Origin of the sequence: Pseudomonas sp. (assembly GCF_037994325.1) — a bacterium.
Lineage (GTDB): Bacteria > Pseudomonadota > Gammaproteobacteria > Pseudomonadales > Pseudomonadaceae > Aquipseudomonas.
On record NZ_JBBNAH010000785.1, the window covers coordinates 1 to 8,350 of the forward strand.

General features: G+C 60.9%; 6 protein-coding genes and 1 pseudogene. 3 read left to right on the forward strand and 4 right to left on the reverse strand.

Features of this window, described 5'->3' with window-relative positions:
• Positions 1 to 252: 252 nt before the first annotated feature.
• The 4 genes from AAAB16_RS26425 to tkt all read right to left on the reverse strand — a co-directional run bounded on the left by AAAB16_RS26425 (position 253) and on the right by tkt (position 4,940).
• Positions 253 to 501, reverse strand: coding sequence for a hypothetical protein (locus AAAB16_RS26425; RefSeq protein ID WP_340666044.1), 249 nt, complete (start codon positions 499 to 501; stop codon positions 253 to 255).
• Positions 501 to 1,673, reverse strand: coding sequence for a phosphoglycerate kinase (locus tag AAAB16_RS26430; protein ID WP_340666045.1), 1,173 nt, complete (start codon positions 1,671 to 1,673; stop codon positions 501 to 503). The genes AAAB16_RS26425 and AAAB16_RS26430 overlap by 1 nt, the downstream gene beginning before the upstream one ends.
• 26 nt (positions 1,674 to 1,699) lie before the next feature.
• Entirely contained in the window at positions 1,700 to 2,773 is a 1,074-nt protein-coding gene (gene epd / locus AAAB16_RS26435) for an erythrose-4-phosphate dehydrogenase (RefSeq protein WP_340666046.1), read from the reverse strand.
• 169 nt (positions 2,774 to 2,942) lie between these two features.
• The gene (tkt, locus tag AAAB16_RS26440) at positions 2,943 to 4,940 is read right to left on the reverse strand and encodes a transketolase (RefSeq protein ID WP_340666047.1); all 1,998 of its coding nucleotides are present in this window, start codon (positions 4,938 to 4,940) and stop codon (positions 2,943 to 2,945) included.
• A 186-nt stretch (positions 4,941 to 5,126) separates the two neighbouring features.
• On the opposite strand from tkt, the gene AAAB16_RS26445 reads away from it, so the two are divergent.
• The 3 genes and pseudogenes from AAAB16_RS26445 to AAAB16_RS26455 all read left to right on the forward strand — a co-directional run.
• Entirely contained in the window at positions 5,127 to 6,149 is a 1,023-nt protein-coding gene (locus AAAB16_RS26445; RefSeq protein WP_340666048.1) for a metalloregulator ArsR/SmtB family transcription factor, read from the forward strand.
• Between the two features lie 19 nt (positions 6,150 to 6,168).
• Positions 6,169 to 7,359, forward strand: coding sequence for a methionine adenosyltransferase (gene metK, locus AAAB16_RS26450; RefSeq protein ID WP_110615287.1), 1,191 nt, complete (start codon positions 6,169 to 6,171; stop codon positions 7,357 to 7,359).
• 209 nt (positions 7,360 to 7,568) lie between these two features.
• Positions 7,569 to 8,350, forward strand: a pseudogene (locus AAAB16_RS26455) (DNA ligase B); the annotation flags it as partial.

The following is an 8,350-nucleotide window of genomic DNA, read 5'->3' on the forward strand; positions in this document are numbered from 1 at the left end:
GTGGGCAGACTGATCTGGGCGGGGCTCATCACCTCGCACGCACTGGTGGAGCCACCGCCGGCACAGCCGGTGAGCATTAGTACAAACGAAGCGGTCAGCACAGCGGCGCTGTAGTGGTTCATGGCAGGTCTTCCTTTACGCGAGGGGGCTATTAGCAGTGACCTATGGGGCGCTGAAATAGTTGCTCCTGCGTAACGGGCTACACCGCGTAATGGTGCGTACAGCACAGCCTACGGCGTGCAGACGCGCCATTCAGGGGCATTCCTCCGTGGCTGCCGCTGGCTGGTTTTCAGTTTGGGCCGGCTGCGGCTGATGTTCTTCGTCGAAACGACGGTAGATCACTGCCGAGGTTTCTGCCCACCAGCTTGTCTGGTAGCAGCGCTCGCGCTGCTGCTCGGTTTGCTCGGGCTTATCCGGCGTCACCTTTTGTGCCGGCGCGCTGCTGCAGCCCATCAGTACCAGGGCGGCGACAGCGGGCGCGCACAAACGGTAAACGGCCATCACGCCTTCGCGCGCTGCTCAAGTACTTCCACCGCCGGCAGCACTTTGCCTTCGACGAACTCGAGGAACGCGCCGCCGCCAGTGGAAATGTAGGAGATCTTGTCGCCTACGCCGTACTTGTCGATGGCGGCCAAGGTGTCGCCACCGCCCGCAATGGAAAACGCCGAGCTTTCGGCAATGGCCAAGGCCAAGGCTTTGGTGCCTTCGCCGAATTGGTCGAACTCAAATACGCCGACCGGGCCGTTCCACAGAATGGTTTTCGACGATTTCAGCAAGTCAGCAAACAGCGCGGCGGTTTGCGGGCCGATGTCGAGGATCATGTCGTCGTCTGCCACATCGGCGATGGCTTTAACGGTCGCTTCGGCGGTCTGGGCGAATTCCTTGGCCACGACCACGTCTACCGGCAACGGTACGCTCACTTTGGCGGCAATGGCCTTGGCGGTGTCGAGCAGATCCGGCTCGTACAGCGACTTGCCCACCGGGTAGCCGGCAGCGGCGAGGAAGGTGTTGGCGATACCGCCACCGACGATCAGTTGGTCGCAGATCTGGCTCAGGCTGTTGAGCACGTCGAGCTTGGTCGACACTTTCGAGCCAGCGACGATAGCGGCCATTGGCTTGGCCGGTGCGCCCAGAGCCTTGCCCAGTGCCTCCAGCTCAGCAGCCAGCAGCGGGCCAGCAGCGGCAACTTTGGCGAACTTGGCGACGCCATGGGTCGAGCCTTCGGCGCGGTGCGCGGTGCCAAAGGCGTCCATCACAAACACATCGCACAGGGCGGCGTATTGCTGGGCCAGCTCGTCGCTGTTCTTTTTCTCGCCTTTGTTAAAGCGCACGTTTTCAAACAGCACGATGCTGCCTGGGGCAACGTCGACGCCGCCGAGGTAGTCAGCCACCAACGGCACGTCACGGCCGAGGGCTTTGCTTAAGTAGTCAGCGACTGGCTTCAGGCTGTTCTCTGCGCTGAATTCGCCTTCGGTCGGGCGCCCCAGGTGCGAGCACACCATCACCGCCGCGCCTTTTTCCAGAGCCAGCTTGATGGTTGGCAAGGAGGCGAGAATGCGCGCGTCGCTGGTGACCACGCCGTCTTTTACCGGCACGTTGAGGTCTTCGCGAATCAGCACGCGCTTACCTTTCAGATCGAGATCGCTCATTTTTTGTACAAGAGGGGTGGTCATGGCGCAGTCCTTCCCGGGCTGGTTGATCAAAAGGGTTTAGAAACAGGTGGAACGCTATTTATTGCCACAGCGACGTCTAAATAATGCTGGGCCACATCGAGCATGCGATTCGCAAAGCCCCATTCGTTGTCGAACCAGGCCAGCAGGTTTACCAGGCGTGGGCCGGAAACCCGGGTCTGACTACCGTCGACAATCGCCGAATGCGGGTCATGGTTGAAATCACAGCTGGCGTGCGGCAATTCGGTGTACGCCAGCAAGCCTTTCAAGGGACCGTTTTCCGCGGCGTTACGCAGCACGCGGTTAATCTCGTTGGCATCGGTGTCACGGGCCGTCTGCAAGGTAATGTCCAGGCACGAGACGTTCACCGTCGGCACCCGCACGGCTTTGGCCTGAATTCGCCCGGCAAGTTCCGGCAACAAACGCTCAATACCGCGCGCCAGGCCGGTGGACACCGGAATCACCGACTGAAACGCCGAGCGCGTGCGGCGCAGGTCTTCATGGTGGTACGCATCAATCACCGGCTGATCGTTCATGGCCGAGTGAATGGTGGTGATCGATGCATATTCCAGACCCACCGCTTCGTTGAGCAACTTCAACAGTGGCACGCCGCAGTTGGTGGTGCACGAGGCGTTGGAAACCAAGGTTTCGCGGCCGGTCAAACGCTCTTGGTTAACGCCATAAACGATGGTGGCGTCAATATCCGCCTCGCTGGCCATGGGCTGCGAGAACAGCACGCGCGGCGCGCCGGCATCCAGAAAGCGCTGGCCATCGGCGCGGCTGTTGTAGGCGCCGGAGCATTCCAACACCAGGTCGATACCCAATGCCGCCCAGTCGATGCCTTCCGGCGTCGGGCTGCGCAGCACGTGCAGGTTGTCGCCATTGATATGCAGGCACTCGCCTTCAATGCGCACCTCGCCGGGAAAACGGCCGTGGGTGGAGTCAAAGCGGGTGAGGTATTCGAGGCTGGCCAAGTCGGCCAGATCATTCAGCGCCACCACTTGGAAACCGGCTTTGCTACCACGCTCATATAACGCGCGCAGCACGCAGCGGCCGATGCGGCCATAACCGTTAAGGGCGACTCTATAAGGGCGTTGGGACATGGGCAGGCTCACGTCGGATGGAGCGGAGGGGGTGAAACGGCCAAACCCGGATGCCACCTCAAACCTCCGTCATTCCCGCGAAGGCGGGAATCCAGGTGCGCTGATAGACCTGCGCACCGGGGTCCCCGCCTTCGCGGGGAAGACGGTGTTTACGAGAGTGGCCGGCCTATCAGCCTTCCAACAACTCGCCGGCTTGCTCGAGGATGTTCTCCACGGTAAAGCCGAAGTGTTCGAACAGCGCCGGCGCCGGGGCCGATTCGCCAAAGCTGGTCATGCCGATCACGCGACCTTCCAGGCCGACGTACTTGTACCAGTAATCGGCGTGGGCAGCTTCGATAGCGATACGCGCGCCAACCTGTACCGGCAGAACCGATTGCTTGTAGCCGGCATCCTGGGCATCAAACACGCTGGTGCAGGGGATGGACACCACACGCACGTTGCGGCCTTGCTCGGTGAGTTTGTCGTAAGCCTGCACCGCCAGACCGATTTCCGAACCGGTGGCAATCAGGATCAGCTCAGGCTCGCCGGCGCAGTCTTTGAGCACATAACCACCGCGCTCCACGTTGGCCAATTGCTCGGCGTCACGAGCTTGGTGTGGCAGGTTTTGGCGGGAGAAAATCAGCGCGCTTGGGCCGTCTTTGCGCTCAATGGCGTGTTTCCAGGCAATGGCCGATTCCACGGCATCGGCTGGGCGCCACGTGTCGAGGTTGGGCGTGGTGCGCAGGCTAGTCAGTTGTTCGATTGGCTGGTGGGTTGGACCGTCTTCACCCAAGCCGATGGAGTCGTGGGTGAACACATACAGCACGCGCTTTTTCATCAATGCGGACATGCGCACCGCATTGCGGGCGTATTCCATAAAGATCAGGAAGGTCGCGCCGTACGGCACAAAGCCGCCGTGCAAGGCCACGCCGTTCATGATCGCGCTCATACCGAATTCACGTACGCCGTAGAACATATAGTTGCCGGCCGCGTCTTCAGCGCTCACGCCTTTGCAGCCTTTCCACAGGGTCAGGTTGGAGCCGGCGAGGTCGGCCGAACCGCCGAGGAATTCTGGCAGCAACGGGCCAAACGCGTTGAGGGCGTTCTGGCTGGCTTTACGGCTGGCGATGGTTTCGCCTTTGCTCGCCACGTCGTTGATATAGGCAACAGCCTTTTCAGCGAAGTCGGCAGGCAGGTCGCCGGCCAGGCGGCGTTTCAGCTCAGCGGCCAGTTCCGGGTGCGCGGCAGCGTAGGCGTCAAAGCGCTTGTTCCAGTCAGCTTCGGCGGCAGCACCGGCGGCTTTGGCATCCCACTCGGCGTAGATCTCCGCCGGAATTTCAAAGGCGTCGTGTTTCCAGCCCAAAGCGGCACGGGTCAGGGCGATTTCGTCGCCACCCAATGGCGCACCGTGGCAGTCTTCTTTGCCTTGCTTGTTTGGCGAACCAAAACCAATCACGGTTTTGCAGCAGATCAGGGTGGGCTGTGCGCTTTTGCGCGCGGTGTCGATGGCAATCTTGATTTCTTCGGCGTCGTGGCCGTCAACATTGCGGATCACTTGCCAGCCGTAGGCTTCAAAGCGCTTAGGGGTGTCGTCGGTGAACCAGCCTTCCACTTCGCCGTCGATGGAGATGCCGTTGTCGTCGTAGAAGGCGATCAACTTACCCAGGCCCAGGGTGCCGGCCAGCGAGCTTACCTCGTGGGAAATGCCTTCCATCATGCAACCGTCACCGAGGAACACGTAGGTGTGGTGGTCGACGATGTCATGGCCGGGGCGGTTGAACTGCGCGCCCAGCACTTTTTCGGCAATGGCAAAACCAACGGCGTTGGCCAGGCCCTGACCCAATGGGCCGGTGGTGGTTTCCACGCCCGGGGTGTAGCCGTATTCCGGGTGGCCCGGGGTGCGGCTGTGCAGTTGGCGGAAGTTTTTCAGGTCGTCGATGGACAGGTCGTAGCCAGTCAGGTGCAGCAACGAATAGATAAGCATCGAGCCGTGGCCGTTGGACAGAATAAAGCGGTCACGGTCAGCGAACTCAGGGTTGCTTGGGTTGTGCTTGAGGTAGTCACGCCACAGCACTTCGGCGATATCCGCCATGCCCATCGGTGCACCGGGGTGGCCGCTGTTGGCTTTTTGCACGGCATCCATGCTGAGGGCACGAATGGCATTGGCACGCTCACGACGGCTGGGCATCGCTAATCTCCTGGAAGGACGGTTCACAAAAAGGCGGCCATTTTCGCCCAGGCAGGAGGTGCGGGGCAATCACAGATGGTCGTGCCGGGGTGCTTTTGTCCACTGCGCAACGCAATACGTGCAATATCAAAACTTTTTGATATTGGTCTTGCTGGATAAAAAATGACCGACTAGACTGCGCAGCCTATGAATATGCGCGTACCCCAGCTCCGCTTCGAGCCCGCTGACGAACTGGCTGCCTTGTGCAAAGCCGGTGGCGATCCGCTGCGTTTGAACGTGCTGCGCGCGCTAAGCAACGACTCCTTCGGGGTGCTGGAACTGGCGCAGATTTTCGCCACCGGCCAGTCGGGCATGAGCCACCACTTAAAGGTGCTCGCCCAGGCCGGCCTGGTTGCCACCCGCCGCGAAGGCAACGCCATTTTCTACCGCCGTGCCCTGGCGCCGGCTGAACGCTTGGGTGGTTTGCTGCACAACGCCCTGCTCGATGAAGTCGACCACCTTGAGTTGCCGACTGACGTACAAACCCGCATCGCCGCCGTACACAGCCAGCGCGCCGCCGCCAGCCAGGATTTTTTCAGTCGCATGGCCGAGAACTTCCAGGCCCAGCAAGACTTGATCGCCGGCCTGCCGCAGTACCGCGACAGCGTACTGGCGCTGCTCGACGCACTAGGCTTTAACGCGGATGCCACGGCATTGGAAGTCGGCCCAGGCGATGGTGGTTTTCTGCCCGAGCTGGCGCGCCGCTTCTCCCAGGTCACCGCGCTAGACAACAGCCCGGCCATGCTCGAACTGGCGCGTATGCGCTGCGAGCGTGAAGGCTTGGGCAACGTCGATCTGCAACTGGCCGATGCGTTAAATGAAGACAGCGAGCTGGCCGCCGATTGTGTGGTGCTAAATATGGTGCTGCACCACCTGGCGGCTCCCGCCGACGCTTTAAAACAGCTGGCGCAGCGGGTTAAACCCGGCGGCAGCCTGTTGATTACCGAGTTATGCCGCCACAACCAGAGCTGGGCCAGGGAGGCCTGTGGTGATCTCTGGCTGGGCTTTGAACAGGACGACCTGGCCCATTGGGCGACAGCCGCAGGGCTTGAACCCGGAGAAAGCCTCTACATTGGTTTACGCAATGGTTTCCAGATTCAGGTGCGCCACTTTCAGCGCGCCCCTGGTAGCCCGGACCCATCGGCAGCCAAAACGCTGCTGAACATTTGATAAACAGGAACCCGTCGAAATGAGCGAATACTCTCTTTTCACCTCTGAGTCGGTGTCTGAAGGACACCCAGACAAAATCGCTGACCAGATTTCGGATGCCGTGCTGGACGCCATCATTGCCCAGGACAAGTTCGCCCGTGTGGCCTGCGAAACCCTGGTGAAAACCGGTGTAGCCATCATCGCTGGCGAAGTCACCACCAACGCCTGGGTCGACCTGGAAGAAATCGTCCGTAACGTCATCACCGACATCGGCTACACCAGCTCCGACGTCGGCTTCGACGGTGCGACCTGCGGCGTGATGAACATCATCGGCAAGCAATCCCCCGACATTAACCAAGGCGTTGACCGCAGCAAGCCGGAAGACCAAGGCGCTGGCGACCAGGGCCTGATGTTCGGCTACGCCAGCAACGACACCGACGTGTTGATGCCTGCGCCCATCTGCTACGCCCACCGTTTGGTCGAGCGCCAGGCTGAAGCGCGTAAATCTGGCTTGCTGCCTTGGCTGCGCCCGGATGCTAAATCCCAGGTCACCTTCCGCTACGAAAACGGCAAGCCAGTGGCCGTTGACGCAGTCGTACTGTCGACCCAGCACAACCCGGACGTCAGCTACAAAGACCTGCGCGAAGGCGTCATGGAACTGATCGTCAAGCACGTGCTACCGGCTGAGTGGCTGCACAAAGACACCCAGTTCCACATCAACCCGACCGGTAACTTCGTGATCGGCGGCCCGGTGGGCGACTGCGGCCTGACCGGCCGCAAAATCATCGTCGACTCCTACGGCGGCATGGCCCGTCACGGTGGTGGCGCGTTCTCCGGTAAAGACCCATCCAAGGTTGACCGTTCCGCGGCTTACGCCGGTCGTTACGTAGCCAAGAACATTGTCGCTGCCGGCCTGGCCGATCGCTGCGAAATCCAGGTGTCCTACGCCATCGGCGTGGCCCAGCCGACGTCGGTTTCGATCAACACCTTTGGCACCAACAAGGTCAGCGAAGAAACCATCATCAAGCTGGTACGCGACACGTTCGACCTGCGTCCGTACGCCATCACCAAAATGCTCGACCTGCTGCACCCGATGTACCAAGCCACTGCGGCCTACGGCCACTTCGGTCGTACCCCAGAGCAAGTGACTGTAGGCGACGACACCTTCAGCACCTTCACCTGGGAAAAAACCGACAAAGCCGAACAGCTGCGCGGCAACGCCGGCCTGTAAGGTTTCGCTGTGCAAAAAGCCCCGCCGAGTGCGGGGCTTTTTTATCGGCGCGAAAGCCGGTTGTAGGGTGTGCTGTGCGCACCTGGCAATCTTCCCGATATCGCCTTGGTGCGCGCAGCACACCCTACACGCAAAACAGCCCGAGCTGATTGGCGCTCGTTGCCCAATCGGTAACCTGTCCGAGCCCCAACTCGAACAGGACGTTCCCCATGCTGCGACGGATTGCTTTGCTGCTCTGCTGTTACCTCTCCCTGCCGGCTTTCGGCGCCCCCTGCCCCAGTTGGCCGGCCGAACAGGCCAACACCGAACTGCATGCTCTCTCCACTCAAATAGGCCGGTGGAACGACAGCTATCACCGCCAAGGTCAGTCGCCGATTGCCGATGAGCTCTATGACCAAACGTTGGCGCGCCTGCGCCAATGGCGGGAGTGTTTCCCTCATGTGGCGGTCGCCGAACCAGCGCCGGCACCCGCCAACAGCGGCGCGCTCAAACACCCCGTCGCCCATACCGGACTGAATAAGTTGGCCGATGCCCAGGCAGTAACTGCCTGGCTGCAGCATCGCAGCGATCTATGGGTACAGCCAAAGGTGGATGGTGTGGCGGTCAGCCTGGTCTATCGAGGCGGGCAATTGCAGCAGGTGATTAGCCGGGGCGATGGTGTTAGCGGTCAGGACTGGAGTGCCCATGCCGGGCATATTCCAGCCATTCCTGCGACGTTGCCGATGCAAGAAGCGCAAACGGTTTTGCAGGGCGAGTTGTACCTGCGCCTGCCTGGCCATATCCAGGCCAAAAGCGGCGGCCAAGGGGCGCGCACTACCGTGGCGGGCCTGCTTAATCGCCGTGTTTTAAGCGACGCCGATGGGCAACGCATCGGCCTGTTTGTCTGGGAATTGCCGGATGGCCCACAAAGCATGCCGGAGCGTTTGCAGCGGCTAAAAACATCGGGGTTTAACGACACCGTTGAGCTGACTAAAGCAGTAACCGGTCTGGC

Bases quoted from the DNA above. Each gene is read 5' to 3' on its own strand.
- AAAB16_RS26425 (WP_340666044.1), bottom strand. From the start codon at position 501: ATGGCCGTTTACCGTTTGTGCGCGCCCGCTGTCGCCGCCCTGGTACTG.
- AAAB16_RS26445 (WP_340666048.1), top strand. From the start codon at position 5,127: ATGAATATGCGCGTACCCCAGCTCCGCTTCGAGCCCGCTGACGAACTG.
- metK (WP_110615287.1), top strand. From the start codon at position 6,169: ATGAGCGAATACTCTCTTTTCACCTCTGAGTCGGTGTCTGAAGGACAC.
- epd (WP_340666046.1), bottom strand. From the start codon at position 2,773: ATGTCCCAACGCCCTTATAGAGTCGCCCTTAACGGTTATGGCCGCATC.
- AAAB16_RS26430 (WP_340666045.1), bottom strand. From the start codon at position 1,673: ATGACCACCCCTCTTGTACAAAAAATGAGCGATCTCGATCTGAAAGGT.
- tkt (WP_340666047.1), bottom strand. From the start codon at position 4,940: ATGCCCAGCCGTCGTGAGCGTGCCAATGCCATTCGTGCCCTCAGCATG.